Here is a 26,964-nt window from a genome sequence, read left to right as displayed (position 1 = left end):
TAAGGTGTGGCGAATCATGACCCCCTTTCGAAGGGCGTTGCCGATGATCAGCCTCCGCACGTCCCGAATCCGGACCGTCAGCCTGGCCGCCGCCGGCCTGCTGCTCGCCGGTGTGTTCACCGCGCCCCCGAGCAGCGCGCAGGAGATCCCCCGCGCCCAGGCCGCGCCGGCCACCGTGGACAACGCCGTCCCCGGTGTCGACGAGATCTCCAGCAGCCCCAACCTGCGCCAGGTGGCGAACCTGCCGAAGCAGGCGCCGTTCGACACCACTGCCGCCCTCGGCACCGACATCGCCTTCCAGGGGCGGTACGCGTTCGTCGGCAACTACGACGGGTTCGTCGTCTACGACGTCTCCCGCCCGAACCGCCCGGCGATCGTGTCCCAGGTGCTCTGCCCCGGCTCGCAGAACGACATCTCGGTCCACGGCGACCTGCTGTTCCTGTCGACCGACTCCTCCCGCAGCGACGACTCCTGCGCCAGCACCACCCAGCCGGCGTCGGTGAAGGAGTCCTGGGAGGGCATCAAGATCTTCGACATCCGGGACAAGCGCAACCCGCGCTACATCAAGTCGGTGGAGACGGCGTGCGGCTCGCACACCCACACCCTGGTGCCCGGCAAGGACAAGCGGAACGTCTACCTGTACGTCTCCTCGTACAGCCCGCGGGCCGAGTTCCCGGACTGCCAGCCGCCGCACGACTCCATCTCCATCGTCAAGGTGCCGGTGAAGAACCCGACCACCGCCTCCGTGGTCGCCACGCCGAACCTGTTCCCGGACGGCGGCTACCCGGGCATCCCGGGTCAGTCGTCGGCCACCACCGGCTGCCACGACATCACCGCGTACCCGTCGAAGGACCTGGCCGCGGGCGCCTGCATGGGTGACGGCATCCTGCTGGACATCAAGAACCGTGAGGCGCCCCGGGTGATCGAGCGGGTCACCGACGCGGAGAACTTCGCGTTCTGGCACTCGGCCACGTTCAACAACGCCGGCACCAAGGTCGTCTTCACCGACGAGCTGGGCGGCGGCGGCGCGGCCACCTGCAACGAGGTGGTCGGCCCGAACCGCGGCGCGGACGCCATCTACGACATCACCGGCCGCGGCGACGCCCGCAAACTGGAGTTCCGCAGCTACTACAAGATCCCCCGGGTCAACGCCGACACGGAGAACTGCGTGGCCCACAACGGCTCGCTGATCCCGGTGCCCGGCCGCGACATCATGGTCCAGGCCTGGTACCAGGGCGGCATCTCGGTGTGGGACTTCACCGACTCGCGCAAGCCCAAGGAGATCGCCTACTGGGAGCGCGGGCCGCTGGACGCCTCGCAGCTGCGTACCGGCGGGTCGTGGTCAGCCTACTGGTACAACGGCCACATCTACTCCAGCGACATCCAGAAGGGACTGGACGTGCTGGAGCTGCGTGACCCGCGCACCTGGCTGGCGCAGTTCCTGCTGGTGCCCGAGCTGAACGTGCAGACCCAGGCCGGTTACCTGAGCTGGTGACCCGCTGACCCGTCCCGGGCCCGGCGCTCCCCTCGCGGGACGCCGGGCCCGGTGCGTGCGGCGGCCCGGAAACCCCTGGCCGCGCCGCCCGGCGCGGGCAATGCTGTCCGCGTGAAGCGGTACGTGAGCGACCCGCTCGACGGCGCCGCCGTCGTGCTCGTCGGGCTCTTTCCGGCCAAGGACAAGGACTACGAGGCCCGCCTCGACCGGCTCGCCGCCGTGGCCGAGGAACGCGGCGCCCGGGTGGTGGACCGGTTCGCGCAACGCCGAGGCGTCTCCGATCGGTGGCACGCGCGTCCCGGCGGGGCTGCCCGGATGTCCCGGCCCTTCTCCCGCCGGACACTGCTCACGCACGGCCGGATCCGCGAGATCGCCGACGCGTGCCGGGAGGCTGGCGTCGACGCCGCCATCTTCGTGAACACCCTGACGCCGGTCCAGCGGACCGTGCTCGCCGACCTGCTGGGCTGCCTCGTGATCAGCGGCGACGACCTGGGCCGGAGAGGCCGGGTCAGCTCATCGGCAGCCGGTAGTCGCGGGTGCCGCCGCCGGCCGTGACCACGCGCACCTCGCCGCTGCGCAGCCCGTACGTCACCGACCAGCGGGTGTGCGACTGACGTACCGCGTTCAGCAGCCGCAGCGCACCGGCGGCGTCGACCACCCCGCCGGTGCGGTCCAGCTCCTTCGCCAGCACCCCGTACCTGCGGTCCTGGCGCAGTTCCCGGTCCGGCACACCGACGGCCGGCACGTTCGTCAGCGCCTGCCACGGGCCGCTGCGCCGGTCCACCGTCATCTTCCCGTCGACGAACTCCACCACCGCGGACGCGCCGGTGGCGTCGGCCAGCAGGTAGTGCAGCGGCGGCCCGCCGTCGAAGTCCAGGTTGTAGCGCTTGAACACGGCGACCGCCTCGTCCACGGTCGCGGCCGAGTCGAGCACCAGGCGCAGGATGCGCACCGAGCCGACAGTCGGCAGGCCGGGCACCGGCTCGGCGCGGGCCCCGTCGTCGGCGGCCAGCCCGACCGCGAGACCGCGCTCGTTCATGCCGTCGAACGGCAGCAGCGGCGCGTCCAGCAGCCGCCGGTCCCCGGTCGGGTCGGCGGACACGCCCAGGTACGAGATGTCGACGAGGGAGATCGAGGCGTACCCGTCCGGCGGGTCGGTGCGCAGCACCAGCGCGGGATTCGGCTCCCAGTCGAAGTTGCGGGCGAACAGCGGGCGCTCCCGGTCGGCGAGCGCGGCGAACAGCGAGCAGCCGAACGGGCTCGGCGGCGTGGACCCGGCCAGCCCGGCGGTCGGGTCGTAGTCGCCGTCGTACGTCATCTCGTACATCGGCAGATCGTCGATCTTGCGGAGGCTGGCCAGCGTCCGTTCGACCTGGCCCGGGTCCTGCCGCGAGGAGGTCGGCGAGCCGGCCGCGGTCGGTGGGTCGGACCGGCGGCTCTCCCCGCAGGCCGTGGCGAGCAGGAGCAGCGCGAGCCCGCCGGCGATGAGGGTCCTCCGCATGACAGCGACGCTAGAAGAGGCGTGCGCCGATGTCCATCGGGGACCCGGTCAGCTCCGCACGACAGCGAACATCCAGCAGCCGTACACCACGTTGCGGCTGTGCAGCTGGTCCACCGCCGGGTCGGCGAACAGCTCCGCGATCACCGCCTCCGGATCGCCGCCGTCGTGTCGCCGTCCGCCCACGATGCGGCCCCGGCTGTCGTACGCGCGCAGCACCTGCTCCCGTCCGCGCCACCGCGACGGGTACGTCGTCACGTCGTCCGGGCCGGCGCAGCCGGCGGCGTGCGCGAACACCGGCCCCACCTCGCGGTACGGGCCGGGTGGCAGCGGCGGGGCGTACCCGAACAACAGCAGCGCCTCGTCCGGCCGGGCGTCGCGCAGGCAGCAGCGCAGCGGCTCGCCGCCGGTGGCGCGCCGGTGCTCGGGCGGCTGGCCGGTGGCGTCGCGGCCGGTGCGTCGCAGCTCGGCGAGCGTGCCGGCGGGCAGCGGGCGGATTCCGAACGCGGTACGGGTGGTCGTCACGGTCCCAGCCTGGCGCGGCCCCGGCCGCGGCGCTGGCGGCGATCGGACCTGGCGCTCGGGCGCCGCGAGATTGCGCGCCGAGCGGGCACCCGCCGGCCGCGTCCCACGCCGACAATGGCCGGATGGACGTCGACGACTACCGGACCCACTCGCCGTACAGCGATCCCCGTCACCACGCGGCGCTGCTCGACGCCGTGCCCGCCGACCTGCCGACCGTCGCGGCGACCGCCCGCAACGTGATCGTCCACTACCGCGCCGGCGGCGTGGAGCTGCCGGACGTCCGCCAGGCCGAGGTGAACCTGCGCTGGATGGACCGCATCCTCGACACCGACCAGTCTCGGTTCCCGCTGCCGCTGACCGCCGAGCGCCCGGCCGCCGAGCGGGTCGCCGGCTGCTGCCGGGACCACACGCTGTTCACCGTCGCGGCGCTGCGCGGGCACGGGATCCCGGCGCGCAGCCGGGTCGGGTTCGTGAGCTACTTCGCCCCGGACTGGCACCACGACCACGTGCTGGCGGAGTGGTGGAACGGCGAGCGCTGGGTCTGGTCCGACCCGGAGCTGGACCCGGCCGGCGAGCAGCCGTTCGACGGCTACGACATCGACCCGGAGGCGGGGCACTTCGAGTCGGCGGCCCGGGTGTGGCTGGCGTACCGGGCGGGCCGGATCGACCCGGACACCTATGGCGTCGACCCGTCGCTGCCGAGCCGGGGCGACTGGCTCGTCCACGCCTATGTGCTGCTGGAGCTGGCCCACCGGCACAAGGACGAGGTGCTGCTCTGGGACGGGTTCGGGGCGATGACCGAGGACCTGACCGGCGTCGATCTCACCCTCGTCGACGAGGTCGCCACGCTGCTGGTGGCCGCCGACCGCGGCGACGCCGCCGCCGGGCGTGAGCTGGCCCGGCGGTACGCCTCGGACGCCCGGTTGCGTCCGGGCCCGACGGTGCACTGCATGGACCCGGTCTCCGGGGTGGCCGCCGACGTGGACCTGCGACGCTGACCGGGCTCACCCGGGCAGGGGCGCCTCGTCGCCTCGGGTGCGGCGCGGGTTGACCAGCCGGCGGACCATCGGCGCGGCGTTCCACCGGGCAGCGCCGACCAGGTCCCGGGCGTGTTCCAGCACTGTGTAGTCGGGCCGGGCGATGCCCTCGGCGATGGCCCGGTCGAGGTCGTTGCCGCAGCGGGTGAGCACGCTGTCGAAGTCCCGGCGGACCGGTTCGAGCAGGTCGTAGCCGAAGGAGCGGTGCAGCCGGGCGAACAGCGGCTTGTAGAGGCGGGCGCGTTCGTGCAGTCCGGACGAGTACGACATCGGGTTCTTCGGCCGCTGCCGCACGTAGGAGGGCAGCAGGTCGGCGAAGGCCCGCCGGACGATCCACTTCTCCTGCCCGTCGCGCAGTTTCAGGTCCAGCGGCAGCCGCATGGCCAGTTCGACGACGCTGAGGTCGAGGAACGGCACCCGGGCCTCCACGCCGTGCGCCATGCTGGCCCGGTCCACCCGCTGCAGCTCGGTCCGGCACAGGTTGCGGATCTTGTGCAGGAACAGCCGTCGGGACCGCTCCGGCCCGACCTGGTGGTACATCGGGTACCCACCGAACAACTCGTCGGAACCGTCGCCGGTGAGCACCACCCGGACGCCCAGCTCGCGCAGCCGCCGGAAGATCGGCACCGAGACGACGGCGTTGATGATGTCGCCGTACTCGGTCAGCTCGGAGATCCGGATCGCCTCGCGGACGTCGGCGAGCCGGATGTCACGCGGCCGCAGCTCGATCACCTCGTGCGGGACGCCGAGGTCGGCAGCGAGCCGCCGGGCGTACGCGACGTCCGGGCTCTCCGGCACGCCGATGGTGACCGCCACGCAGTCCGGGTGCAGTTCCCGGGCGTGCAGCAGCGCCAGCGAGCTGTCCAGGCCGCCGGAGAGCACCACGCCGACGGTGAGGTCGGTGTCCAGCCGGGCGCGCATCGCGTCGGTCAGCGCGACGCGGACCAGCAGGGCCGCCTCGTCCGGGTCGTCGATCACCGGCAGGCCGTCGCCGAGGGTGAGCAGGTCGACGTGCGGGCCCAACCGGACCGGCCGGCCGGGCTCGACCCAGCCGTGGTGCCCGGGCGCCACCTCGCCGATCGGCGCGCCGTGCCCGACCAGCGCCTTGACCTCGGAGGCGAGGTGCAGGCAGCCGGGCAGGCGGGACCAGTACAGCGGCTTGACGCCGAGCGGGTCGCGGGCCAGGTACGCCCGGCCGGTGTCGCGCTCGACGATGACGAACGCGTACTCGCCGCGCAGCCGGCGGACCGCGTTCTCGCCCCACTGGCGGAACGCGGCGAGCACCACCTCGGTGTCGCCCGCGGTCCTGAACCGGTGCCCGAGGCGGGTCAGCTCGGCGCGCAGCTCGTGGTGGTTGAAGACCTCGCCGTTGAAGCAGAGCAGGTGCCGCTCGTCCGGCGACATCCACGGCTGGACGGACCGTTCCCGGTCCACGATCCTCAGCCGCCGTACGCCGGCGAGGAGGCCGTGTTCCTGCCGGGTCTCGGTGACCTCACCGCGCGGTGCTAGCGCGGCGAGCATCCGCCGGAATGTTGCCGGGTCCGCCTCGGGGCCGATGCTCAGCGCGATGCCGCACACCGGGTCACACCCCCATCTCGGCCTCGTACGCCCGCCGGTAGCGGCGGCGGACGGCCGGGGCGAGACACACGTGCCAGGCCTGTCCCTCGTCGACCACGTTCACCTCGCCCGCGTCCTGGCGGGCCAGCAGCAGCCCGGCCAGCGCCGGGCGGGCACCGAAGCGGTCGTACCACTCCAGTTCGACGTCGGCGGCCCAGCCGAGGCAGTGCCCGCTGGGCACCATCGCCGCGTACCCCAGGCGGCGCAGCCGGTACTGGTGCTCGGCGCTGCGGGCCAGGCTGGTCACCCAGAGCGGTGGCGTGCCGGCCGGCGCGGTCGCGGCGAACTCGCGGGCCAGGTCGTTGAGGAACGCGATCATCTCGCGGCGGGCCCGGCGGAACAGCAGTCCGGCGGTACGCGGGGTGGCGTCCGGACGCAGCCGCCGCCGGACCGCCCGCAGCCCGCGTCCCACCACTGTGGCGGGCTGTTCCTGGTATCGGAACTCGACCAGGCCGCGGCGGCGCAGCCATTCCAGGTCGACCAGTTCGGTGCTGGTGCGGACCTGGTCGTCGGTGAGGAACGTCGGGCTGTCCCGCCACCAGAGCACGTCGACGCGGGAGAGCAGGTAGATGCGGACCAGCGCGGTGAGGTCCTGCGCCGAGCTGCGCGCGTTGGGCTGGTAGCGGGCCATCTCCAGCAGCAACGTCTCCCGGGCGCCGATCAGGCCCTGCGGCGTGGCGTCGAGGACGGCGGCGACGGCCGGTTCACGCAGGCGCTGGTCGAGCAGCACCTGGCGGGCGGTGGTGGACGGCGCGTCGGCGAGCGCGCCCACCTCGACCAGGAGTTCCGCCACCGCCGCCCGGTACGCGGACAGGTCCGGCTCGGCGCCGGCGCGCCGGCCGCCGGGCACCCGCCGGGCGGGAGCGGTGGACGTGACGGCGGGACCGGGCTGGCGACCTGGGCTGCGGCTGGGCACTCGCATGGTCTCCGTCCCCTCTCGTTCAGGACACGGCGTGATTGGGCTTGCACACACCGTAAAGACCGGAGAAGGCGCGATTCCTCCCATCTCCCCCGAAGTGCCCGATCAGGTGGCGGACGGCGACACCAGGGCCTGCACCTCCTCGTATCCGGGCGGCGCCGGCAGGCCCGCGTCGCGCCCGGCGCCGATCGCGTCGGTCAGGTGCAGCGCGGCACCGAGCGCGGCCCGGAACAGCAGCGAGCCGGTGCTGACCCGGGCCACGCCGAGCCGTCCGAGGGCGGCGAGGTCCGGGCCGCCCGGCCGGTACAGCACGTTCAGCGGCAACCCCGCCTCGGCGGCGAGCAGGCCGACCAGGTCGTCGGGGGCGCCGGGCACGAACAGGCAGTCGGCCCCGGCGGCCCGGAACGCCGCCGCCCGCCGCCGTGCCTCGTCCAGCGGCGCCGGCACGCCCAGCCACCAGGCGTCGGTGCGGGCGTTGACGACCATCCGCGGCACTGCCGCGCGGACGGCCGCGATCACGGCGGCGACGTGCTCGGCCGGGGCCAGTCGCCCGTCCGGGCGCCCGTCCTCCAGGTTCACGCCGACCACGCCGAGCGCGGCCAGCTCGCCCACGAACCCGGCGACCTCCGCCGGGTCGTCGTGGAAGCCGTCCTCGATGTCCACCGTGAGCAGCGTCGGCAGGCCCCGCAGCCGGTACGCCAGATCCAGCGTCTGCGCGCGGGTCGCCCGGACGGCATCCGGCTGCCCGGCGGCCGCCGCCACGCCCAGGCTGGTAGTGCCGATCGCCTGATGGCCCCGGGCAGCGAGCGCCGCGGCGGAGGCGTGGTCCCAGGCGTTCGGCAGGAGCAGCGGTTCACCGGGCCGGTGCAGGTCACGGAATGCGCGGTACCTGTCGGTCATCGGAGGAACACCTCGAGTCGGGTCGTCGGGACGTCAGGGGTCGGGCGGGCGGGACGGCAGCGGCGGCGCAGCACGCCGACCACGCCGGCGGCCAGGGCGAGCGCGTGCCGCTGCCCGGGGCAGCCGCGGGGGCCCGCGCCGAACGTCAGCGCGGCGTTCGCCCGGCCGGCGCGGAAACGGTCCGGCTCCGGAAAGACCGCCGGGTCGCGGTTGGCGGCGTCGAACCGCAGCAGCAGCCGCTCCCCCGCGCGTACCACCTGGCCGCCCAGGCTCAGCGGGTCGGCGGCGACCCGGCGGGTGACCCGTACCGGCGGGTCGAGGCGCAGCACCTCGGCCAGCAGCGCGTCGGTCCCGAGCCCGTCCGGCGCGTCGAGCCCGTGCCGGACGGCGGCCACGATCAGCCCGGCGGTGGCGTCGGCGGCCTGCACCAGCAGCCCGAGCCGGTTCGCTGTCACCTCGGCCGGAGCGGGCGGCGACATGGCCAGCAGCGCCGGCACCGCCCGGTCCGCCCGCCGCACCGCCGCCGGGCCGGCGCCCGGGTGGTAGGCGGCGGCCACGGCCGTCACCTCCGCGACGGCCGCCGCCGGGTCGGCCAGGCCGAGCCGCTCCGCCAGCACCACAAGGGGTACGCGCCGAGCCAGGTCACCGGTCACGTCCACCCGGTCGCCGCCGTTGTCCGCGGTCGCGGCGCGGTCGAGGGTTCGCCCGGTCAGCCGTTCCGCGGCCACGCGCAGTTCCCGTGGGTCGAGCGTGTCGAGCGCCGCCACCCCGACGGCTCGCCGCGCGGCATGCCGGTCCGGCGGGCTGAATCGGCTCACCGAAGCGCGCAGCCATGCCAGGCCACCCTCCGGCGCCTCCTCGGCGGGCGGCACCACGCAGCGTGGATCGGTCAGGACGGAGACGACGTCAGCATACCGGGTGACCACCCAGCCGCCGTCGCCCGAGGTCGGCGGCCCGCAGGGCGGTGTGCCCGGAGCAGCCGTGATCGTCGGTGAATCCATCGCCCGACCGTAGGGCGCCGACAGTTCGGCCCGGACCGAACGGTCCGGCCGGGCACACCCGGCGGTCAGTCGCGGGCGGGACCGGTGCCGCGGGGCACGGGCGGGTCAGGCGCGCGCCGGGCCGGTGTCGCGGGTGGCGGGCGGGGCCAGCAGCGCCGGGTCGAGCCCGAGTGCCTCGGCCAGCGCGTCCCGCCCCGCCGGGGTGACCCGTACCGCCCGGCCGTTGCCGCGCGCGGTCCAGCCGAGGTCGAGGAAGCGCCCGCACAGCGCCGCCCCGACCGCGCCGGCCAGGTGCGGGCGCCGTTCGGTCCAGTCCAGGCAGTCGCGGACGAGCGGTCGCCGGGTGCCGCGCAGTGGTTCGACGGGTACGCCGAGACGGTCCAGCCAGCCCATGCCGGTCTCGGTCAGCGCGAGGCCGCCGGTACGGTCGAGCACGCCACGCTCGAGCAGGGCGTCGTGCAGCAGCACGCCGAGCCGCCCGGCCAGGTGGTCGTAGCAGGTGCGCGCGTACGCCAGGGCGGCGCCGGCCGACGCGGCGCGCAAGGTGCGGGGCGGGGTGACCGGTGCGGGCGCCCGCGCGGCCAGGTCCTCGACGAGCTGGGCGACGCCCGGGTCGGCGAGGCGGACGTACCGGTGGCGGCCCTGCCGCTGCTCGACCAGCAGACCGCCCGCCACCAGCCGGGTGAGGTGGCCGCTCGCGGTGGACGCGGCGACCCCGGCGGCGCGGGCCAGCTCCCCGGCGGTCCAGGCGCGGCCGTCGAGCAGGGCCAGGCAGAAGCCGGCCCGGGTGGGGTCGGCGAGCAGCGCGGCGAACCCGGCGAGTCCGCGGCCGTCGGCACCGGTGGTCATCGGCCCATGCTGACACGTGACCGGCGCGGCCACCGCCGGGCTGCGGCTGGTGGCGTGGGCGTCCGCGCCGGGCGCGGCCGGCTGAGCGCCGGCGCCGTGTCCACCGCGCTGCCCGCCAGCCTCGACCTGCGCGACCGGCACGATCTCGCGATCGAGGTACGCGGGCGGCGTCGCCACGCTCGGCCCGTCCCGCCTCGGCGACCCGGTCGCCCAGGTGTCGCTGCGGCTGCCGCGCCCCGCGACGGGTGAGCTGTCAGTGCGCGGCACCGGTGGTGACGGCCGAGTTCGACTACCTGCGCTTCCACCGCTGATCCGCACGGTACCCACAGCGGTTGCGGCCCTCGCCCCATACCGGGGGCGAGGGCCGCAGCGCGGCGGCTGCCAGCACAAGAGCCGAGATCGTAAGCGTCTGTGAGCAGGACCCAACAACGGCTCCACGCAGTTCAGGGTCGTCGCAAAGACCTCCGCGCGGACTCCATCGCATCAAGCCTTTGATTCAGTGCAGGCGGGAGCGCGTTGCGGCATTTCATGGCGATCTGCTCAACAGCTGTCGCAGCCACGATCAGTCGTCCGGTGTCAGATCCGTCTACCACCGGATCACCCAAGACCGACAGCGCCGGTCCGAGGTTCTCCTGGACCTCGTCGGGCATGGAGTCAAAAAGCTTCATGTCGTCCGTGAACATCAGATCGACGACCGCCTGTGCTGCTTCGCGAAACCTACGCTCATCGCTCACGATCACCTCCCTGCTTCTCGAACCTTCGCCGTTCACACCCAACAGCCTCTCCACGAGGTCATCGCTCGACCGGCAGCTCACCGCATCCGCCACCGCTTCAGCAGGCACCACCTCGGCTATCGGTGCGGGAACGCCGCCTCCCCACGTATCCCACCCCTCGACGAAAACGTGATCATCGAGAAACGCGCCGAGCAGGCCCGTGCGCCCCGCACGCCCCACTTCCATCTCGAGTTCTCCGAGCACCCGTCGGAGAGACTTCGCCGTTATCGCTTTCCCGGCGCCGATGCTCCAGCAGCCGAGCCAGCCACTTCCGGCCACCGGATCCTCCGGTGCCACGCACACCCAGAACCGGGTGGCGACAGCGGCGTCACCAGCGACGACTACAGCGATCAACCGCTGCTCGACGTGGAGCAAGACCTTGTACGTCGCCACGCTCAGCCGCCGGAACGCGGGCAGGCGGTGGTCAGCTCGCTGACGGTGCGGGTGTCGCCGTCGTAGCTGCGCGCCGCCACGAACGCCCCGGCCGGCGGGTGCGCACCGGCGACCGCCCGGGCCCGGCGCCGGTCGGCCGCGCCGAACCGCAGCGCCAGGCTCAGGTGCGGCACCCACCGGCCGGGCTGGTGCCACGAGTGCCCGCCGGACGCCTCGGCGAGCACGTCCCAGACCGCGCCGTGCAGCGCGACGAGCTGCGGTGTCGGGCGGACCAGCCACACCAGCGGCGCGCTGCCGTCGAGCACCGTCACCCGGCCCAGCCGCACCGGCAGCGGGAGCGCCGCGTCGCAGAGGTCGGCCAGGCGCTGCTCGGCGCCGGGCGGGAACTCCTCCACCGAGGCGAGCGTGAGGTGCGGCCGGTTCGTCTGGTGCGTGTTGCGGGCCAGGCTGGGCAGCCCGGCGGCGGCGAGCCGGTCCCAGGCAGCGCGAACCGCCGCTTCCAGTTCGGGAGAGCAGAGCAGTTCGACCGTCCGCACGTGATCAGGCTAGTCGCCGACGACCGCCCGCGACGCCCCGTACGTCAGAGCCAGCCGGCCTCCCGCGCCCGCCGGACCGCCTCGGCCCGGTCGGCGGCGCCGAGCTTCTGCACACAGGCGCTCAGGTGGTTGCGGACCGTGCCGGCGGCCAGGTGGGTCCGCCGGGCGATCACCGCGACCGGCGTGCCCAGCTCGGCCAGCCGCAGCGTCTCCAGCTCACGCGGCGTGAGCGGGCACTCCGGCAGGGTGAGCGCATCGGCCGCCAGCGCGGGATCGACGTAACGCGCCCCGGAGTGCACCCGGCGGATCACGTCAGCCAGCGCGCCGCCCGGGGCGCCCTTGGCGAGGAACCCGCGTACCCCGGCGGTGAGCGCCGGGCGGAGCTGGGCGGGCCGGCCGTGTCCGGTGAGGATCACCGGCGCGCAGCCGGGCAGCGCCCGGGTCAGCTCGGCGGCGACCTCGACGCCGCCGGGCGGCGGCATCTCCAGGTCGAGCACGGCGACGTCCGGGCGGTGGGCGAGCGCCGCGTCCAGGGCGCTGCGCCCGTCGCGGGCGTGCGCGACCACCTCGATGTCCGGTTCCAGGTCGAGCAGCGCGGCCAGGGCGAGCCGGATCAGCTCCTCGTCGTCGGCCAGCAGCACCCGGATCACGGCGTCACCGGCACTGTCGCCACCAGGCTGAACACGCCGTCGGCGGCCTCGGCCCGGACCCGTCCGCCGACCGGGGCGAGCCGGTCGGCCAGGCCGCGCAGGCCGCCGCTGAGCCGGTCCGGTCCGGCGTCGTCGCGGACACCGTCGTTGCGTACGGTCAGCGTCACCACGCCGTCCTCCCGGGTGATCTCGATCCGGCACCAGCCGGCCCGGCTGTGCCGCAGCACGTTGGTTCCGGCCTCACGCAGTACGGCGGCCAGGTCGGCGGCGACCGGCGCGGGCACCTCAGCGGCGGGCGGGACCACTGTCGTGCGGACGCCGCTGGAGCGCAGCACCTCCCCCACCGCAGCGGCCTGTTCGGCCAGGTCGACGGCGCGGTAGCCGTGCACCGCCGCCCGGACCCGGGTCAGCGCCGAGCCGGCCAGCCGCCGCGCCTCGGCCGCCTCGCGGGCGGCCCGGCCGGCGTCACGCGGCGCCAGCCGCTCCGCCAGCTCGGCCTTGAGCGCGATCACCGTGAGGTCGTGGCCGAGCAGATCGTGGACGTCGCGGGCGAAGCGCAACCGTTCCTCGGCGGCGGCGAGCCGCGCCTGGGCGGCCTGCCCCTGCCGGGCCTCGACGAGCAGGTCCCAGAACCAGACCTGGACCCAGGTGAGCGCGCCGATCCCGGCACCGACCAGGCCGGTGACCAGCAGCGCCGTGGTCACCGGCCCACCCGTCGCCCCGGTGACGGCGGCGGACACCGCGAGGACGCCGGCCGCCGCCACCGCCGCGACGGCGGGCCGGAACAGCAGCGGTGTCATGCCGACCAGTGAGGCGCCGAGCCACGCCCAGGTGGGCCAGGAGCCGGCCGCGACCGGGCCGAGCAGCGGCAGGCTGAGCAGCGCCGCCACGGTGAGCGCGGCGTGCCGGCGGCGGCGGGCCGGTACGGGCAGCCACGGCGTGACGGCCGCGTGCAGCACCGCGATCTGGGCGACGGTGAACGCGAGGAGCCCGGCGGCGCCGAGTGCGACGCGTACCGGGTCGGGTTCGCGGGCCAGGCCGACGGCGGGCAGCAGCACCGTGGTCCACACGTTGGTGGCCAGCGACAGCAGGGTGACCCGCCGGGCCCGGCGCAGCCGGTGGTCGGCGGAATCGACTGTCATGCCCGCCGATCCTAGGGCGTGCGCCGGCCCGCCCGCCCCTGCGAGATGTCACGGCCCGGTCGTGCGTTCCGCACGGTTTCCCGGTGACGGACGCGCCTTCTCCGGTGCGCCGGACGGCGGCAGGGTCGGGGCATGACGGAGATGACTGTGGTCGTACCCCGGCGGTGGGCCGGGTGGGCGCGGACCCGGCACCTGGCCGGGATGGTGGTGGCGATGCTGGCCGGGATGGTGCTGCTCGGGCCGCTGTGGCAGGTGGGCGGGAGCCTGCTGGGCGGCGCGGCGGTGCTGGCGCGGCCGGACGTGGGCGCGCTGGTGATGGCGACGAACATGGCGGCGGGCATGGCCGCGTGGATGTGGTACCGGGGGGACGGCCGGGCCGCCACCGCCGAGATGTCGGCGGCCATGTACGTGCCGTTCCTGCTGCTGCTCCCGCCCTGGTGGGCCGGGTGGGTCGGGGACGACACGCTGCTGCTCGGCGGCCACCTGCTGATGGTGCCGGCGATGCTGCTGGTGGCGCTGCGGCACCGGCACACGCCCGCGGCGCCGCCGCGCCGGCACCCGGTCGCCGCGGCCCTGGCGCGCGGGTGGCCGGCCGGGCTGGCGCTGCTCATGACCGTGGACATGTGGTTCGCGCCCACCGTCTTCGCGCCGTGGACGCTGCTGGTCCTGCCGGCCGGCTACCTGCTGATCGGCACCTGGCGGCGGCAGTGGGGCGACCGGCGCGCGCTGGCCGCGCAGCTCGCCGGGGCGGCCGTGTGGGGCGGCCTGGCGGTCGTGGCGATGATCGCGTCCGCCGACGTCGCCGGGGTTCTCGTCGGGGTGGGCTGGCTCGTCCACGCCGCCTGGGACGCCTGGTACCACCGCACCGGCGCGGTGGTGCCGCGCGGCTACGCGCTGTGGTGCGCGGTGTTCGACGTCGGTGTGGGCCTCACCACGCTCCTGGCCGTCCTGTCCCGGTGATCCGCTGCCCTGTCCGGGTGATCCGGCGAGGGCACGGGGCCGCGCCGGATCACCCGGAGGGGACGGCACCCGGGTGGCGCGGCGAACGTTTGCCCCGGTCGCCGCGACCGCCGCGCGGCGGTGATGAAAAACTTGTCGCATGACCGCCGCACCGACCCCGACCGACCCCGCCGTTCCCGACGACGCCGAGGACGCCATCGCCTTCGCCGATCTCGGGCTGCGCACCGAGTTGCTGGGCGCGCTGTCCGCGCTCGGGTACGAGGAACCGACGCCGATCCAGCGGGAGGCCATCCCTCCCTTGCTGGCCGGGCAGGATCTGCTGGGGCAGGCGGCGACCGGTACGGGCAAGACCGCCGCGTTCGCGCTGCCGCTGCTGCAGCGGATGCCGGTGGGGCGGGCCGAGGGCGACCCGGTGTCGCTGGTGCTGGTGCCGACGCGGGAACTGGCCGTGCAGGTCTCCGAGGCGTTCCACCGCTACGGCAAGGACCTGGGCGCCCGGGTGCTGCCGATCTACGGCGGGCAGCCGATCGGCCGGCAGTTGCGCGCGCTCGACCACGGGGTGGACGTGGTGGTGGCGACGCCGGGCCGGGCCCTGGACCACATCGCCCGGGGCACGCTGCGGCTCGGCGCGCTGAGCACGGTGGTGCTGGACGAGGCGGACGAGATGCTCGACATGGGCTTCGCCGAGGACATCGAGGCGATCCTGGAGCACGCCCCGGCCGGCCGGCAGACGGTGCTGTTCTCGGCCACCATGCCGGCCCGCATCGACGGGCTGGCCCGGCAGCACCTGACCGACCCGGTGCGCATCCGGATCGAGCGGGAGCGGCCGGTCGCCGGAGAGGCGCCCCGGGTGCGCCAGAGCGCGTACATCGTGGCCCGGGGGCACAAGCCGGCCGCGCTGGGCCGGGTGCTGGACGTGGAGTCGCCGACCGCGGCGATCGTGTTCTGCCGCAGCCGCGACGAGGTGGACCGGCTCACCGAGACGATGAACGGCCGGGGCTACCGGGCGGAGGCGCTGCACGGCGGGATGAGCCAGGAGCAGCGGGACCGGGTGATGGGCCGGCTGCGCGCCGGCACGGCGGACCTGCTGGTCGCCACCGACGTGGCCGCCCGAGGGCTGGACGTCGAGCAGCTCACCCACGTGGTCAACTACGACGTGCCGTCGGCCCCCGAGTCGTACGTGCACCGGATCGGGCGGGTCGGCCGGGCCGGACGGGAGGGTGTGGCGATCACGCTCGCCGAGCCGCGTGAGCACCGGATGCTCAAGACCATCGAGCGGGTCACCGGGCAGCGGATCGCCATCGACAAGATCCCCACTGTCGCCGACATGCGGACCCGGCGGCTGGAACTGACCCAGGCCGCGCTGCGGGAGAGCCTGCTGGAGGACGACCTCGACCCGTACCGGGCGATCGTGGAGTCGCTCACCGACGAGTTCGACCTGGTCGAGGTGGCGCTGGCGGCGGTGAAGCTGGCGCACGAGGCGACGTCACCGGGCTCGGACGACGAAGAGGAGATCCCGCAGGTTCCGGTCCGCGGCCCGCGCGAGGGCCGGCCGGAGACCGGCGGGCGGGGCGAGCGCCGGGGGCCGGGCCGTCCGCGTACCGGCGGGACCACCCAGGTCTTCATCGGGCTGGGCCGGCGGGCCGGGGTGCGGCCGCAGGACCTGGTCGGCGCGATCACCGGGGAGACCCGGATCAACGGCCGGGACATCGGCTCGATCGAGATCGCCGACCGGTTCTCCCTGGTCGAGGTGCCGCAGGCGGTGGCCGACGAGATCATCGCGGGGCTGCGCGGCACCACCATCAAGGGCCGCAAGGCGACGGTACGCCGGGACCGGGACGGCGGCGAGTCCGACGGCCGAGAGCGTCCCTTCGACGCCGGCCGCCGCGGCCGCCGCTGAGGCGTCCACCGCCGGCGGGTGCCCGTCACCGCCGGCGGTGACGGTCACCGGCCGTCCCCACCCGCCATGCGGTTCGTCAGCCGCCCGACGACGGTACGCGACCACGGACGGTACCTGGTGTTCTGGAACGCGGTCACGAGCCAGTCGTCCCCCTGGTGGACGAGGACGAACGTGACCGCCGAGAGCCGCTTCGCCGACGGCTCGGTACGGCCGCGCTGCCAGCGCATGATGATCCCGCCCAGCGCCCACACCACGGCGACGTCGGTGGCGACGTGCCGGATGCGCGGCTCTCGGACGGTCATGCGCGAGCCGCGCATGACGCCCCCGAACAGCGCCCGGTGACCGTCGGCGATTGCGCGCCGACCCGCCATCCGGGTGCCGTCGTAGGCCGTGTAGTCCGCGTCCTCGCTGAAGAGGGCCGCGTACCGGTCCGGGTCGCCCTCACCCCAGGCGTCGGCGACCCGGGCCAGGGCGCGGCGGACGCCGGCTTCCGTAGATTGATTCAGCATGCTAAACATTTTAGCGCACTGAAATGTTTTTGTCAGGCCCTGTCAGTCGAGGAGTCGGAGACACGGGAGGTCTGCTCCTGGAGGATGACCACCACGTTGCGGACGAAGTGCTCGACGGTGGCGAGCTGCGCCTCGGTGTACCCGCGGGTCAGCTCCCTGATCGCCGCACCCAGCGGCGCGAAGACCGGGCCCATCTCGGCGTCGAGCCGCTCCACGTCGGCGACGACGAACGTCTTGCGCCGGTCCGTCGCGTCCGGGCTGCGCCGTGCGTACCCGGCGCGGGAAAGCCGGTCCACCAGCCCGGTGACCGCTCCCGGCGTGAGCCCGAGCTGACGGGCGAGATCACCGGAGGTGAGCGGGCCACGCCGGGCCAGCAGATCGAGCGCCTTGTTCTCCGTGGCCGTCAGGCCACGCCGGGCGGCGACCGCCTCGTGGAACATCACCACGGCGGTGCTCAACTCCCGGCCCAGAAGATCGCCGAGGTCCGGAGTTCCGCTTCCCGGCGGATCCCCGTCAGTTGCTCTGCGCGCCACCTGACCAGCCCTCTCCGTGCGGCGTCCGTCGGTCCTGGCCGCACGCCGGCCAGTATGCCGGGCCGGGAACGGCTGTCGACGCTCCGGCCGGCCGGGGTGCCGGACGGACCATCCGGTCGCGCCGTGGAGCGGGGGTCCGGCTGTCACCGGACCCCCGCCCCCGCTCAGGCCGCGGCGAGCGTTCCCGCCTCGATCTCCGCCGGGCGCAGCGCCAGCGCGAGCACGTCCGCCACGTCGGACAGCGTGTGCACGGTCAGCGCCTCCCGCACCTGCGCCGGCAGGTCGTCCAGGTCCGGCTCGTTGCGCTTCGGGATGATCACCTCGGTGAGGCCGGCCCGGTGCGCGGCGAGCAGCTTCTGCTTCACCCCGCCGATCGGCAGCACCCGGCCGGAGAGCGTCACCTCGCCGGTCATCCCGAACTCGGGCCGCACCGGACGCCCGGTCACCAGTGAGGCCAGCGCGGTCACCATGGTGATGCCGGCGCTCGGGCCGTCCTTCGGCACCGCGCCCGCCGGGACGTGCAGGTGGATCCGCCGCCCGGCCAGCGCGTTCGGGTCCAGCCCGTAGCGCCGTCCGTTCGACCGCAGGTACGACCACGCGATGTGCGCGGACTCCTTCATCACGTCGCCGAGCTGGCCGGTCAGCGTCAGTCCCGGCTCACCCTCCATCGTGGTGGCCTCGATGAACAGCACGTCGCCACCGGCGCCGGTGACGGCCAGGCCGGTCGCCACGCCGGGCACGGCGGTGCGTTCGGCCGACTCCGGGGTGAACTTCGGCCGGCCCAGGTAGCGGGCCAGGTTCCCGGCGTCCACGTGCACCGGCGCGGGGTCCGTGGCGAGCGCGACGGCCACCTTGCGCAGGATCTTCGCCAGGGCTCGTTCGAGCTGCCGGACGCCGGCCTCCCGGGTGTACTCGCCCGCGATCAGCGCCAGCGCCTCGTCGGCGACGGTGACCTCCTCGCCGGTCAGCCCGGCCCGCTCCCGCTGCCGGGGCAGCAGGTGGTCCCGGGCGATGGCGACCTTCTCGTCCTCGGTGTAGCCGTCCAGCGCGACCAGCTCCATCCGGTCCAGCAGCGGGCCCGGGATCGCCTCGACCACGTTGGCGGTGGCGAGGAACAGCACGTCGGACAGGTCGAGGTCGACCTCCAGGTAGTGGTCGCGGAACGTGTGGTTCTGCGCCGGGTCGAGCACCTCGAGCAGGGCCGCCGCCGGGTCGCCGGAGTAGCCGGCGGCCAGCTTGTCGACCTCGTCGAGCAGCACGACCGGGTTCATCGAGCCGGCCTCGCGCAGCGCACGCACGATCCGGCCGGGCAGCGCGCCGACGTAGGTGCGCCGGTGGCCGCGGATCTCCGCCTCGTCCCGGACGCCGCCGAGGGAGACGCGGACGAAGTTGCGGCCCAGCGCCCGGGCGACCGACTCGCCGAGGCTGGTCTTGCCGACACCGGGCGGGCCGGCCAGGGCCAGCACCGCGCCGGAGCCGCGTCCGCCGACGACGCCGAGGTTGCGCTCCGCGCGCCGGTTGCGCACCGCGAGGTACTCCAGGATTCGGTCCTTCACGTCGGCCAGGCCGGCGTGGTCGGCGTCGAGCACGGCCCGGGCCGCGGCCAGGTCGGTGTTGTCCTGGGTACGCGTGCTCCACGGCATCTCCAGGACGGTGTCCAGCCAGGTACGGATCCAGCCCGCCTCGGGTGAGGCGTCACTGGCCCGCTCCAGCTTGCCGACCTCGCGCAGCGCCGCCTCGCGTACCTTCTCCGGCAGGTCGGCGGACTCCACCCGGGAGCGGTAGTCGGCGGAGCCGTCCGGCTCGTCCTCGCCGAGTTCCTTGCGGATCGCGGCGAGCTGCTGGCGCAGCAGGAACTCCCGCTGGGACTTCTCCAGCCCCTCGCGGACGTCGCTGTTGATCTGCTCGGTGACCTCCTGCTCGGCCAGGTGTTCCTTGACCCAGCCGACGAGCAGGTCCAGCCGGGCGGTGACGTCCGGCGCGGCGAGCAGTTCGGTCTTCTGGGTCAGGCTGAGCCAGGGCGCGTAACCGGCCGAGTCGGCCAGCTCGGACAGGTCGGTCATCCGCTCCATCGCGTCGATCACCTGCCAGGCGCCGCGCTGCTGCAGGACCGAGGTCATGAGCGCGCGGTACTCGCGGGCGAGTTCCCGGGCGCGGCCGGCCGGGGCGGGTTCGTCGAGTGTGGTCGCCTCGACCCAGAGCGCGGCGCCGGGACCGGGCACGCCGGAGCCGATGCGGGCACGGGCGAGACCGCGGACGACCGCCGCCGGTTCGCCGCTGGGCAGCCGGCCCACCTTCTCGATCGTGGCGACCACGCCGACGGAACCGTACTCGCCGTCGATGCGGGGCACGGCCAGGAGTTCCTTGTCGCCGGTGGCGCGGGCCGCGTCGACGGCGGCCTGGGTGGTCGGGTCGAGGGTCACCGGGACGACCATCCCGGGCAGCAGGACGGCGTCGGTCAGTGGGAGTACCGGAAGAGTTGCCATCGAACACCTGCCATCACGTTGGTTGAGCGTGTCTGGCTCAAGTAACAAAAGATGCCCCTTGTTCCTGGTTGTGACCCACGCCACGCCGAGCGCTCCCGTTCCGGCGCTCCGCGCCCAATGGCGGCACCGTTTACCGCGACCCGCCGAATGGAAACAGTCGGCTATTGTTGCGGGATTACCGCGCGGTAGGTCAAACTCTTAGCCACACCCCGCCCGACACAGGGAGTAATGGCGATGGCAAGGAAAGTAATCACCGTTCTGACCGACGACCTCGACGGCGGAAAGGCCGATCGGACCGTCGAGTTCAGCCTGGACGGCGTGGCGTACACGATCGACGTCTCCGACGAGAACGCGGGCGTCCTGCGCAAGGCCCTGGATCCGTACATCAGCGCTGGCAGGCGAATCGGCCGGGGAGCCGCCGAGATCACCCGCGGCGCCCGTCGCACGACCCGGCCGAGCACCTCGGGAATGGACCGCGAGCAGAACCGCGCCATCCGGGAATGGGCCGCCAAGAACGGGTTCGAGATTTCCGAGCGCGGGCGCATCCCGGTGTCGGTGGTCGAGGCGTACAAGAACCGCTGACCGTCACCGGTTCACCGTCGGGCATCCCGGGGTCACGCTGAGAAATCGGCGTGGCCCCGATCGGCATTCTCCGCACGGCGCTTTTCGTCCGGCGGATACCCACGGCACGAGATTTCCTCCGGGATCGCCTCCCACCGTTCCCGTACGCGGAAAGGCCGCGGCCGCCCGGAGGAGTCCCCCGGACGGCCGCGGCCGTCGCGTCGCTCAGTTGACCCGGATGCGCACCACGTCGATCGCGGGGGTCTGGTTCGCCCGCTCCATCATCGGGATGCGGTGCGAGCCGTCACCGGCCCAGACCGCGCACTGCGCCACGCCCGACTGCGCCAGGCCCGGGATCTGGATCAGCACGTCGTCCGGCTGGTTGCCACCCCGGCCGTCCTCGGTGGCGACGAAGAACGCCGGCACGTCCTGCGGGTTCGGGGGCTGCCGGGTGCTGCCGAGCATCCGGCAGGCGGTGTGGAAGTGACCGCGTACCAGGCCCTGGCCGTTGAGCAGCGAGCTCTCCAGGTAGTAGCCGCCCTGACCGGCGGCGAGGAAGCGGTCCCGCACCAGGTTCTTGGTGGTGACCCGGAGCGTGAACGGCTGGTTGCGCCGCACCTGGTTCGGGAACTGCGTGATCAGCAGCGACGGGTTGTTCGCCGCGGCACCCACCTCACCGAATGCGGTGCTCACACACCGGTTGCCGTTCTGGAAACCGTCGTGCGCCTGGAGCTGGCTGCCGGAGCAGTCCTTGGCGAGCACGTTCAGGCCGTTGTTGCCGCCGTTGTTCTGGCCGCCGCCGTTGTTGTTCCCGCCGCCGTTGTTCCCGCCGTTGTTCCCGCCGTTCTGGCCTCCGTTGTTGCCGCCGTTCTGACCGCCACCGTTCTGACCGCCGCTCTGCGGCGTGTCGCTCACCGCGCACCGGGCGAACTGGTCCAGGCCCTGCGGGCGCTGCGCGAACCGGCCGATGGCGGTGGCGATCCGGTTGAGCGCCGCGGTCCGCTTGTCCGCGAGCGGACCGAGGATCGCGTTGTCTATGAACTCACCGCCGTTGCGGCCCTCCGCCGCGAGCCGCCGGTTCGCCTCGGCGATCTGGCTCTCCAGCAGCGCCAGCGTGCGGTCCACCTCGGCACGGGCCCGGCCGGGCACCTGCGGCAGCCGGCCGCGGACGTCCGGGCAGGCCACCGTCGGGGTGCCGGCGCCGGCACCACCCGCGTTGGTCTGCTGGCACTCGGCCGGCGACATCTGACCGTCGCCCCAGTGGTTGCGGACCCAGCGGCCGTTCTGCCAGGTACGGGTGGTGCTGCCCTGGCCGTCCGGGGCGGTCGCCCCCGGGCTCGCGGGCACGCAGGACGCCGAGGCCGCGCGGGTGGTCGTCCGCCGGTCCTGGGCGGACGAGATCTGGGTGACGGCGACGATGCCGCCGAAGACCGCGAGCGTGCCGACCACTGCCAGCATCCGCTTGCTCCGCGCGTTACCGGATGACCGGCGCGCCCGTGTGGACCTGCGCATCGAATTGCTCTCCTTCTCGATCCGGTAGTTGACTGGTGATCCCGGCGGACCGACGAATTCGGGGTGTGAGATCACTGCGACGCTCAGTCGCGCGTCAATGGCCGACGGTGCCCTTTCCGCACCGTCTCCGCGCCGTCCGGGCGCGGCGGGGAAGATCTGCGTCCATTCCCGATGAGGTACGGAGCGCCGTCGGTGAAGGTTCAACCGGAGATCGGAAAAAAATCGAAAAGCCGCCGTCCGCTCCGGCGAGGACGGTTCAGTCGGCGCAGAGGTGGTCGAAGGCGAAGCCGCCGTCGAAGGAGTCCCGCCGGGCGGCGAGCGCACGGACCTGCCCGAGAAGCTCGTCCCGGTCCAGCAGGGACGGCACGGCGCCGTCGAGGCCTCGCAGCCGCTCCCCCAGCGCCACCACGGCCAGATCCTCGGCGAGCCGCCCCGCGTCGACCCCGCAGGCGAAGCCGCGCGAGGTCAGCCGGACCCGCTCCAGCAGGCAGCGGCCGGGCCGCACCTCGGCCCAGGCCCAGCCCTCCGCCGGCCCGTCGGTCCAGCGCACGTGCAGTCCGCGCACGATCGGGTCGGCGATCCGGCCCGCCACGTACGCCTCGACCGCCTCGACCCGGGCCAGCGCGCCGAGGTCGTTCACCGGTCCGCGCCGGCCGTCCGGCAGCCGGCCGATGATGTCCCGGAACCCGACCGCGTCGTCGGCGTCCGGGTCGGTGCCGTCGGCGTAGGCCCGCGCGTCCAGCACGTACCCGGCGAACCGAAGGACCTGCTCCGCGCCGCCCAGCGCCGGCGACTCGACGCGCACCAGCGGCAGGCCGACGGCGGCGCAGACCGCGTCGGTGAGCCGTTCCTCCCGCCGGGCCGGCGACCCGTCCGGAGCGGGCGTGGTGAACCGCACCGCGAAGCGCGGCAGCTCGGTGTCGGCGGCGCAGACCACCAGGTCGAGCGACGCCCGCCCGGCGGTGCTCCACTGACTGCCGGTGACCCCCGGCGGGCGGCCCTGCACCAGGTCACCGAGCCGCCGGCCGGCGTGACCGAGGTGGCCGGCCCGGACCAGGGACGGCGCGACGCCGGGCGGGACCGGCCGCAGCCAGGAGGCGGTCACGCTGCCTGTGCTCGTCATCTCGCCCCGATCCCCCTCGTCCGGTCGACCCCCGAGTCTAGGCGGTGCGGCGCAGTCGGTACGGCCGCCCGGTGCGCTACCGCGTCCGTCCCTCTAGGCTCTGCCCGTGCCCAGCGGACGGACCCCGGAACAGTTCACCAAACGCAGTCTCGTCGCCGTCTCCCACGCCATCGAACGCGCCGCGCTCGCCGAGGCCGAGGACGGCCCGCTCGTCGTGCTCGCGCTGTTCCAGCGGCTGCCGTACTTCGCCCGGGAGCGCGAGGTCTACCGGCGCATCGCCGGCCGTGCCGCCGTGACGGTGGTGGCGATGGTCGGCGGACCGCCGCCCGACCTGCCCGAAGGGGCGTACGGCGTGACCCTGGACGAGGCGGAGGCGCTGGCCCGGGAGTGGACGGTGGTCGCGCTGAGCCCGCGTTTCGGCGCCACACTCGTCGCGCACGACCGGGCCGAGGTGGCGCCCGCGCCGACGCTGGAGGCCGGCCGGCTGTTCGAGGGCCGCTGGGGTTTCCGCCGCGACGAGGCGCTGCACGAGGTGATCCGGCTGCGCGAGCAGCTCGCCGAGCGGCTGCCCGCCGCGGCGCGCACCGCGCTGGACGAGGCGATCGCCCGGGTGCGGGACATCCCGGCCGGGCCGGGCGAGCCGCGCGCCGAGGCGGCGCTGCGGATGCTGGCCCGCCGCGGCGACCGGAACCACCAGCCGGTCGAGCCGGCCGAGACCATGCTGGACGAATCAGGCCTGGCCCGGTGGTCCGGCGCGGACGGGGTGACCGCCTCCGGCACGCTGCCGGTGGCGCTGGTCGGCCTGCGGGTCGAGGCGCCGCCCGGCTCGCCGGAACGCTTCGGCCGGCGCGGTGTCGCCCGCGAGGGGCACGCCGTGCTCACCGCGATCACCGCCGTGCTGCGGCCGGTCGACCGCGCGGTGCGCGTCACCGAGAACGAGTTCCAGCTCGTCCTGCCCGGACTCGACGAACCGGCCGCGCTGGACGTGGTACGCCGGTTGCACGACGCGATCGGCGCGCTGGCCCGGTCGTACCCGTTCATGGCGTACATCGTGCACGCGGCGGTCGGGGTGACCACCCGGCGGCCGCTGCCCACCGCGGACCTGCGCGCCGCCGTCGACTGGGCGGTACGCAAGGGCCTGCCCGTGGCGGGCCTGCCGCCGGAGAACGCCGACGCCGTGCCCGCGCCGGCCCGCTGACCGGCCGGTCCGGTTCGAGGAGAGGGAGACGCGGTGCGGGTGGTGTCGCTGGTGCCGTCGCTGACCGAGGCGGTCGCGGCCACCCGCCCGGAGGTGCTGGTCGGTGCGACCGACTGGTGCACCCATCCGGCCGGGCTGGACGTCGCCCGAGTCGGTGGGACGAAGTACCCGGACCTGGAGCGGGTGCTCACGCTCGAGCCGGATCTGGTGCTGCTCAACGAGGAGGAGAACCGGCTGGCCGACGCCGAGGCGCTGCGCGCGGCCGGGGTGCCGGTCCGGGTCACCTTCCCGCGTACCGTGCCGGAGGCCCTCGACCAGCTGGGTGAGCTGGTCGTCGCGCTCGGCGTGCCGGCCGAGCCGCCGTGGTTGCGCGAGGCCCGCCACGCCTGGGCCGCGCTGCCCTCGCCGGGACACGTCCGCACCGCCGTGGTGCCGGTGTGGCGGCGCCCGTGGGTGGTGCTGGGACGGGACACGTTCGCCGGGGACGTGCTGGCCCGGCTGGGTGTGCGCAACGGCTGGGCCGGGGACGCGGAACGCTATCCCCGGCCCGGCCTGGACGAGCTGCGCGCCCGCGCGCCGGAGCTGGTGGTGCTGCCCGACGAGCCGTACCGGTTCACCGCCGACGACGGGCCGGAGGCGTTCCCCGGCGTGCCCGCGGCGCTGGTCTCCGGCCGGCACCTCACCTGGTACGGCCCCTCGCTGGCCGAGGCCCCGGCGCTGCTGGCCGCCCAGCTCGCCGCCGCGGGCCCCACCTGACCGGTGAGGCCCGGGTGACGGCGCTCAGGCGACCGGGGTGGCGTGCACCGGGTCCAGCTCCATCAGCGTGGTGTCGTCCACGTCGTACCCGATCGCGTTGTGCACCGCGACCACACCCGCGACCTGCGCGGCGAGGCGGCCGGCCAGCTCGACGGCGCTGCGCCGGTCCAGCCGCCCGTCCATGGTGACCTCGCCGCCGCGGACCTGGACCGTGACCAGGCCGTCGCGCACGGACAGCACGCGGCGCAGCACCTCGTGCACGACCTCCTCGCGGATCTCCGCGTCGGTACGCAGGTGCACGCGCAGCAGGTCACCGCGGGTGACGATGCCGGCGAGCCGGCCCAGGTCGTCCAGCACCGGGAGCCGCTTGACGGCCTCGTGGTCCATCAGCCGGGCGGTCGCCGCGAGCGACGCCCGCTCGTGGGTGGTGACCGCGGGCCCGGTCATCAGGTCCCGGGCGACGAGCGCGCCCGCCTTCTCCCGCGCGGTACGGCGGCGCCGTCCCTCGAAGACCCGCCGCTCGTCCGGGTGACCGGACCGCTCCACCTTGTGCAGCAGGTCCGCCTCGGAGATCACCCCGAGCACCCGGCGGAACGAGTCCACCACCGGCACACCGCTGATCCGCTGCCGCACCAGCACGTCGACGACCTCGCGGTACGGGGTCTCCTCCGTCACCGTGGCGACGTCCCTGGTCATCACGTCGGTAACCTGCCACGCCCTCATCACGACCTCCTCGTACCGGGTCTCCACCTACGACGGTAGGCCGCAGGCGTACGGCCTGGTCAGGGGCGGCGGACCGGCTGCGAGGGGCCGACCGGACCGGGTACGGACGGGACCAAGGACCCGGTCACGAGGGCACCTCTCGGCCCTGCTCCCGGACGCCGCGCGGCGGTGGAATGAATGTGCCACCGGGAAGCGCGGTGCGAGGCACAGGAAGGGACGTGGACACCATGACCGCGACAATCGAGCGGACCCCCGCCGTCAAGCGGACCCCCGCCGCCACCATCGCTCCGGCGGCGCACATCGAGACCACCCGGCAGAAGGCCACCCGGTACGTGTGGGCCGGTCTGCGGCTCGCGCTGGGCTGGATCTTCCTCTGGGCCTTCCTCGACAAGATGTTCGGCCTCGGCCACGAGACCCCGGCGAAGAACGCCTGGATCAACGGCGGCAGCCCGACCAAGGGCTTCCTGGGCAACGCGGTCGAGGGCCCGTTCGCGGACCTCTACCGGAACATCGCCGGCGCGGCCTGGGCGGACACCCTGTTCATGGTCGGTCTGCTCGGCATCGGTGTCGCCCTGATGCTCGGCATCGGCATCCGGATCGCCGCCGTGGCCGGCGGACTGCTCCTGGTCCTGATGTGGACGGCCGTGCTGCCCCCGGCGAACAACCCCTTCATGGACGACCACCTCATCTACGCGGGCCTGCTGGCCGGTCTGGCCCTGGTGGGCGCCGGCAACACCCTCGGCCTCGGCCGGATCTGGGCGAAGCTCCCCCTGGTCCAGCGTCTCCCCTGGCTGAAGTGAACCAGCCCGCTCCGGGGCGGGCGTCGCCGACAGGCGGCGCCCGCCCTCTTTCGTGTCCCCGCCACGCCGGTGTGCGGGGTCCGGCGCGTATCGGCCGGTCGCGATCCGGCAGGATCGACTGTGACCACACCGTCAGCACCGAGGAGACCCGCTCATGGACAAGCCCCAGATCGGCCCGATCGAGGGCGCGCCGCCCGCCGATCTGGTCGTCGAGGACATCACCGTCGGCGACGGCCCGGAGGCCCGCGCGGGCCAGCTGGTGAGCGTGCACTACGTGGGCGTGGCCCACTCGAACGGCCGCGAGTTCGACGCCTCGTGGAACCGGGGTGAGACGTTCGAGTTCCCGCTCGGCGGCGGCCAGGTCATCGCCGGCTGGGACCAGGGCGTCGTGGGCATGAAGGTCGGCGGCCGGCGCAAGCTCACCATCCCGCCGCACCTGGGCTACGGCGCCCGGGGCGCGGGCGGCGTCATCAAGCCGAACGAGACGCTCGTCTTCGTGGTGGACCTGCTCGGCGTGCGCTGAGCGCGACACCGTTCCCGTCGGGCCGCCGGCTTCCGGGCCGGCGGC

General features: G+C 74.4%; 27 protein-coding genes. 10 read left to right on the top strand and 17 right to left on the bottom strand.

Going from position 1 to position 26,964, the window contains the following annotated elements:
- Positions 1-43: 43 nt before the first annotated feature.
- The gene (locus tag IRY44_RS05135; protein ID WP_194799303.1) at positions 44-1,495 is read left to right on the top strand and encodes an LVIVD repeat-containing protein; all 1,452 of its coding nucleotides are present in this window, start codon (positions 44-46) and stop codon (positions 1,493-1,495) included.
- 111 nt (positions 1,496-1,606) lie between these two features.
- A complete protein-coding gene (locus IRY44_RS31220) occupies positions 1,607-2,050 on the top strand; it encodes a hypothetical protein (RefSeq protein WP_269697090.1) in 444 nt (147 codons plus the stop codon).
- Here IRY44_RS31220 and IRY44_RS05125 read toward each other — a convergent pair.
- Together IRY44_RS05125 and IRY44_RS05120 are read right to left on the bottom strand one after the other, a co-directional pair.
- The gene (locus IRY44_RS05125) at positions 2,004-2,996 is read right to left on the bottom strand and encodes a carcinine hydrolase/isopenicillin-N N-acyltransferase family protein (protein WP_194799302.1); all 993 of its coding nucleotides are present in this window, start codon (positions 2,994-2,996) and stop codon (positions 2,004-2,006) included. The two genes, IRY44_RS31220 and IRY44_RS05125, sit on opposite strands and share 47 nt — an antisense overlap.
- Before the next feature lie 48 nt (positions 2,997-3,044).
- Complete coding sequence (locus IRY44_RS05120; RefSeq protein ID WP_194799301.1) at positions 3,045-3,518, bottom strand: DUF1203 domain-containing protein; 474 nt, start codon at positions 3,516-3,518, stop codon at positions 3,045-3,047.
- 122 nt (positions 3,519-3,640) lie between these two features.
- Between IRY44_RS05120 and IRY44_RS05115 the strand changes: the two genes are divergently transcribed.
- Complete coding sequence (locus IRY44_RS05115; RefSeq protein ID WP_194799300.1) at positions 3,641-4,516, top strand: transglutaminase domain-containing protein; 876 nt, start codon at positions 3,641-3,643, stop codon at positions 4,514-4,516.
- Between the two features lie 6 nt (positions 4,517-4,522).
- Here the strand turns inward: IRY44_RS05115 and IRY44_RS05110 are convergent, their stop codons facing one another.
- The 9 genes from IRY44_RS05110 to IRY44_RS05070 all read right to left on the bottom strand — a co-directional run bounded on the left by IRY44_RS05110 (position 4,523) and on the right by IRY44_RS05070 (position 13,335).
- A complete protein-coding gene (locus IRY44_RS05110; protein WP_194799299.1) occupies positions 4,523-6,133 on the bottom strand; it encodes an asparagine synthetase B in 1,611 nt (536 codons plus the stop codon).
- Between the two features lie 4 nt (positions 6,134-6,137).
- Positions 6,138-7,094: a hypothetical protein gene (locus IRY44_RS05105; RefSeq protein WP_194799298.1), complete on the bottom strand. Its 957-nt coding sequence runs from the start codon at positions 7,092-7,094 to the stop codon at positions 6,138-6,140.
- A 102-nt stretch (positions 7,095-7,196) separates the two neighbouring features.
- Positions 7,197-7,991, bottom strand: coding sequence for an isocitrate lyase/phosphoenolpyruvate mutase family protein (locus IRY44_RS05100; protein WP_194799297.1), 795 nt, complete (start codon positions 7,989-7,991; stop codon positions 7,197-7,199).
- Complete coding sequence (locus IRY44_RS05095; RefSeq protein WP_228531457.1) at positions 7,988-8,992, bottom strand: cytochrome P450; 1,005 nt, start codon at positions 8,990-8,992, stop codon at positions 7,988-7,990. The genes IRY44_RS05100 and IRY44_RS05095 overlap by 4 nt, the downstream gene beginning before the upstream one ends.
- Before the next feature lie 105 nt (positions 8,993-9,097).
- The gene (locus tag IRY44_RS05090) at positions 9,098-9,841 is read right to left on the bottom strand and encodes a helix-turn-helix transcriptional regulator (RefSeq protein WP_194799450.1); all 744 of its coding nucleotides are present in this window, start codon (positions 9,839-9,841) and stop codon (positions 9,098-9,100) included.
- A 443-nt stretch (positions 9,842-10,284) separates the two neighbouring features.
- A complete protein-coding gene (locus tag IRY44_RS05085; protein WP_194799296.1) occupies positions 10,285-11,007 on the bottom strand; it encodes a hypothetical protein in 723 nt (240 codons plus the stop codon).
- Between the two features lie 2 nt (positions 11,008-11,009).
- Positions 11,010-11,543: a 2'-5' RNA ligase family protein gene (locus tag IRY44_RS05080; RefSeq protein WP_194799295.1), complete on the bottom strand. Its 534-nt coding sequence runs from the start codon at positions 11,541-11,543 to the stop codon at positions 11,010-11,012.
- A 44-nt stretch (positions 11,544-11,587) separates the two neighbouring features.
- Positions 11,588-12,193 (bottom strand): response regulator transcription factor, encoded by a 606-nt coding sequence (locus IRY44_RS05075; RefSeq protein WP_013286580.1) that lies wholly within the window; start codon positions 12,191-12,193, stop codon positions 11,588-11,590.
- On the bottom strand, positions 12,190-13,335 hold the full coding sequence (locus tag IRY44_RS05070; protein ID WP_194799294.1) for a sensor histidine kinase: 1,146 nt from the start codon (positions 13,333-13,335) through the stop codon (positions 12,190-12,192). Before IRY44_RS05070 ends, IRY44_RS05075 begins: the two co-directional genes overlap by 4 nt.
- 132 nt (positions 13,336-13,467) lie before the next feature.
- Between IRY44_RS05070 and IRY44_RS05065 the strand changes: the two genes are divergently transcribed.
- Together IRY44_RS05065 and IRY44_RS05060 are read left to right on the top strand one after the other, a co-directional pair.
- Positions 13,468-14,295 carry a hypothetical protein gene (locus tag IRY44_RS05065; RefSeq protein WP_194799293.1) on the top strand — a complete coding sequence of 276 codons (828 nt, stop codon included), beginning with the start codon at positions 13,468-13,470 and terminating at the stop codon, positions 14,293-14,295.
- Between the two features lie 139 nt (positions 14,296-14,434).
- Positions 14,435-16,195 carry a DEAD/DEAH box helicase gene (locus IRY44_RS05060; protein ID WP_194799292.1) on the top strand — a complete coding sequence of 587 codons (1,761 nt, stop codon included), beginning with the start codon at positions 14,435-14,437 and terminating at the stop codon, positions 16,193-16,195.
- Positions 16,196-16,239: 44 nt separating this feature from the next.
- Here IRY44_RS05060 and IRY44_RS05055 read toward each other — a convergent pair whose 3' ends face one another.
- The 3 genes from IRY44_RS05055 to lon form a co-directional block, all read right to left on the bottom strand.
- The gene (locus IRY44_RS05055) at positions 16,240-16,704 is read right to left on the bottom strand and encodes an SgcJ/EcaC family oxidoreductase (RefSeq protein WP_194799291.1); all 465 of its coding nucleotides are present in this window, start codon (positions 16,702-16,704) and stop codon (positions 16,240-16,242) included.
- 32 nt (positions 16,705-16,736) lie between these two features.
- Positions 16,737-17,162: a MarR family winged helix-turn-helix transcriptional regulator gene (locus IRY44_RS05050; protein ID WP_228531456.1), complete on the bottom strand. Its 426-nt coding sequence runs from the start codon at positions 17,160-17,162 to the stop codon at positions 16,737-16,739.
- Positions 17,163-17,401: 239 nt separating this feature from the next.
- Positions 17,402-19,723 (bottom strand): endopeptidase La, encoded by a 2,322-nt coding sequence (gene lon / locus IRY44_RS05045; protein WP_194799290.1) that lies wholly within the window; start codon positions 19,721-19,723, stop codon positions 17,402-17,404.
- A gap of 234 nt (positions 19,724-19,957) precedes the next feature.
- Between lon and IRY44_RS05040 the strand changes: the two genes are divergently transcribed.
- Entirely contained in the window at positions 19,958-20,305 is a 348-nt protein-coding gene (locus IRY44_RS05040; RefSeq protein WP_194799289.1) for an Lsr2 family protein, read from the top strand.
- 204 nt (positions 20,306-20,509) lie between these two features.
- Here IRY44_RS05040 and IRY44_RS05035 read toward each other — a convergent pair whose 3' ends face one another.
- Positions 20,510-21,742 (bottom strand): hypothetical protein, encoded by a 1,233-nt coding sequence (locus IRY44_RS05035; RefSeq protein WP_194799288.1) that lies wholly within the window; start codon positions 21,740-21,742, stop codon positions 20,510-20,512.
- Positions 21,743-22,052: 310 nt separating this feature from the next.
- Positions 22,053-22,919, bottom strand: coding sequence for a DUF2726 domain-containing protein (locus IRY44_RS05030; RefSeq protein ID WP_194799287.1), 867 nt, complete (start codon positions 22,917-22,919; stop codon positions 22,053-22,055).
- Positions 22,920-23,025: 106 nt separating this feature from the next.
- Between IRY44_RS05030 and IRY44_RS05025 the strand changes: the two genes are divergently transcribed.
- Together IRY44_RS05025 and IRY44_RS05020 are read left to right on the top strand one after the other, a co-directional pair.
- Positions 23,026-24,117, top strand: coding sequence for a DICT sensory domain-containing protein (locus IRY44_RS05025; protein WP_194799286.1), 1,092 nt, complete (start codon positions 23,026-23,028; stop codon positions 24,115-24,117).
- A 33-nt stretch (positions 24,118-24,150) separates the two neighbouring features.
- Complete coding sequence (locus IRY44_RS05020) at positions 24,151-24,873, top strand: helical backbone metal receptor (protein ID WP_194799285.1); 723 nt, start codon at positions 24,151-24,153, stop codon at positions 24,871-24,873.
- 24 nt (positions 24,874-24,897) lie between these two features.
- Here IRY44_RS05020 and IRY44_RS05015 read toward each other — a convergent pair whose 3' ends face one another.
- Positions 24,898-25,596 carry a CBS domain-containing protein gene (locus IRY44_RS05015; protein ID WP_194799284.1) on the bottom strand — a complete coding sequence of 233 codons (699 nt, stop codon included), beginning with the start codon at positions 25,594-25,596 and terminating at the stop codon, positions 24,898-24,900.
- Between the two features lie 218 nt (positions 25,597-25,814).
- On the opposite strand from IRY44_RS05015, the gene IRY44_RS05010 reads away from it, so the two are divergent.
- The gene (locus IRY44_RS05010; RefSeq protein ID WP_370584856.1) at positions 25,815-26,396 is read left to right on the top strand and encodes a hypothetical protein; all 582 of its coding nucleotides are present in this window, start codon (positions 25,815-25,817) and stop codon (positions 26,394-26,396) included.
- Positions 26,397-26,550: 154 nt separating this feature from the next.
- Positions 26,551-26,919: an FKBP-type peptidyl-prolyl cis-trans isomerase gene (locus tag IRY44_RS05005; RefSeq protein WP_013286592.1), complete on the top strand. Its 369-nt coding sequence runs from the start codon at positions 26,551-26,553 to the stop codon at positions 26,917-26,919.
- Positions 26,920-26,964: the final 45 nt, after the last annotated feature.

Origin of the sequence: Micromonospora sp. ANENR4, assembly GCF_015354395.1 — a bacterium.
GTDB classification, from domain to species: domain Bacteria; phylum Actinomycetota; class Actinomycetes; order Mycobacteriales; family Micromonosporaceae; genus Micromonospora; species Micromonospora aurantiaca.
The sequence above is the reverse complement of the archived record's forward strand: the minus strand, read 5'-3'. Positions and strand labels throughout refer to the sequence as shown.

What these genes read in the sequence shown, in the direction of transcription:
- IRY44_RS05005 (WP_013286592.1), top strand. Translation starts at nt 26,551, where the DNA reads ATGGACAAGCCCCAGATCGGCCCGATCGAGGGCGCGCCGCCCGCCGAT.
- IRY44_RS05090 (WP_194799450.1), bottom strand. Translation starts at nt 9,841, where the DNA reads ATGACCACCGGTGCCGACGGCCGCGGACTCGCCGGGTTCGCCGCGCTG.
- IRY44_RS05030 (WP_194799287.1), bottom strand. Translation starts at nt 22,919, where the DNA reads ATGACGAGCACAGGCAGCGTGACCGCCTCCTGGCTGCGGCCGGTCCCG.
- IRY44_RS05125 (WP_194799302.1), bottom strand. Translation starts at nt 2,996, where the DNA reads ATGCGGAGGACCCTCATCGCCGGCGGGCTCGCGCTGCTCCTGCTCGCC.
- IRY44_RS05035 (WP_194799288.1), bottom strand. Translation starts at nt 21,742, where the DNA reads ATGCTGGCAGTGGTCGGCACGCTCGCGGTCTTCGGCGGCATCGTCGCC.
- lon (WP_194799290.1), bottom strand. Translation starts at nt 19,723, where the DNA reads ATGGCAACTCTTCCGGTACTCCCACTGACCGACGCCGTCCTGCTGCCC.
- IRY44_RS05095 (WP_228531457.1), bottom strand. Translation starts at nt 8,992, where the DNA reads ATGGATTCACCGACGATCACGGCTGCTCCGGGCACACCGCCCTGCGGG.
- IRY44_RS05105 (WP_194799298.1), bottom strand. Translation starts at nt 7,094, where the DNA reads ATGCGAGTGCCCAGCCGCAGCCCAGGTCGCCAGCCCGGTCCCGCCGTC.
- IRY44_RS05060 (WP_194799292.1), top strand. Translation starts at nt 14,435, where the DNA reads ATGACCGCCGCACCGACCCCGACCGACCCCGCCGTTCCCGACGACGCC.
- IRY44_RS05040 (WP_194799289.1), top strand. Translation starts at nt 19,958, where the DNA reads ATGGCAAGGAAAGTAATCACCGTTCTGACCGACGACCTCGACGGCGGA.
- IRY44_RS05135 (WP_194799303.1), top strand. Translation starts at nt 44, where the DNA reads ATGATCAGCCTCCGCACGTCCCGAATCCGGACCGTCAGCCTGGCCGCC.
- IRY44_RS05115 (WP_194799300.1), top strand. Translation starts at nt 3,641, where the DNA reads ATGGACGTCGACGACTACCGGACCCACTCGCCGTACAGCGATCCCCGT.
- IRY44_RS05055 (WP_194799291.1), bottom strand. Translation starts at nt 16,704, where the DNA reads ATGCTGAATCAATCTACGGAAGCCGGCGTCCGCCGCGCCCTGGCCCGG.
- IRY44_RS05070 (WP_194799294.1), bottom strand. Translation starts at nt 13,335, where the DNA reads ATGACAGTCGATTCCGCCGACCACCGGCTGCGCCGGGCCCGGCGGGTC.
- IRY44_RS05100 (WP_194799297.1), bottom strand. Translation starts at nt 7,991, where the DNA reads ATGACCGACAGGTACCGCGCATTCCGTGACCTGCACCGGCCCGGTGAA.
- IRY44_RS05065 (WP_194799293.1), top strand. Translation starts at nt 13,468, where the DNA reads ATGACGGAGATGACTGTGGTCGTACCCCGGCGGTGGGCCGGGTGGGCG.
- IRY44_RS05015 (WP_194799284.1), bottom strand. Translation starts at nt 25,596, where the DNA reads ATGAGGGCGTGGCAGGTTACCGACGTGATGACCAGGGACGTCGCCACG.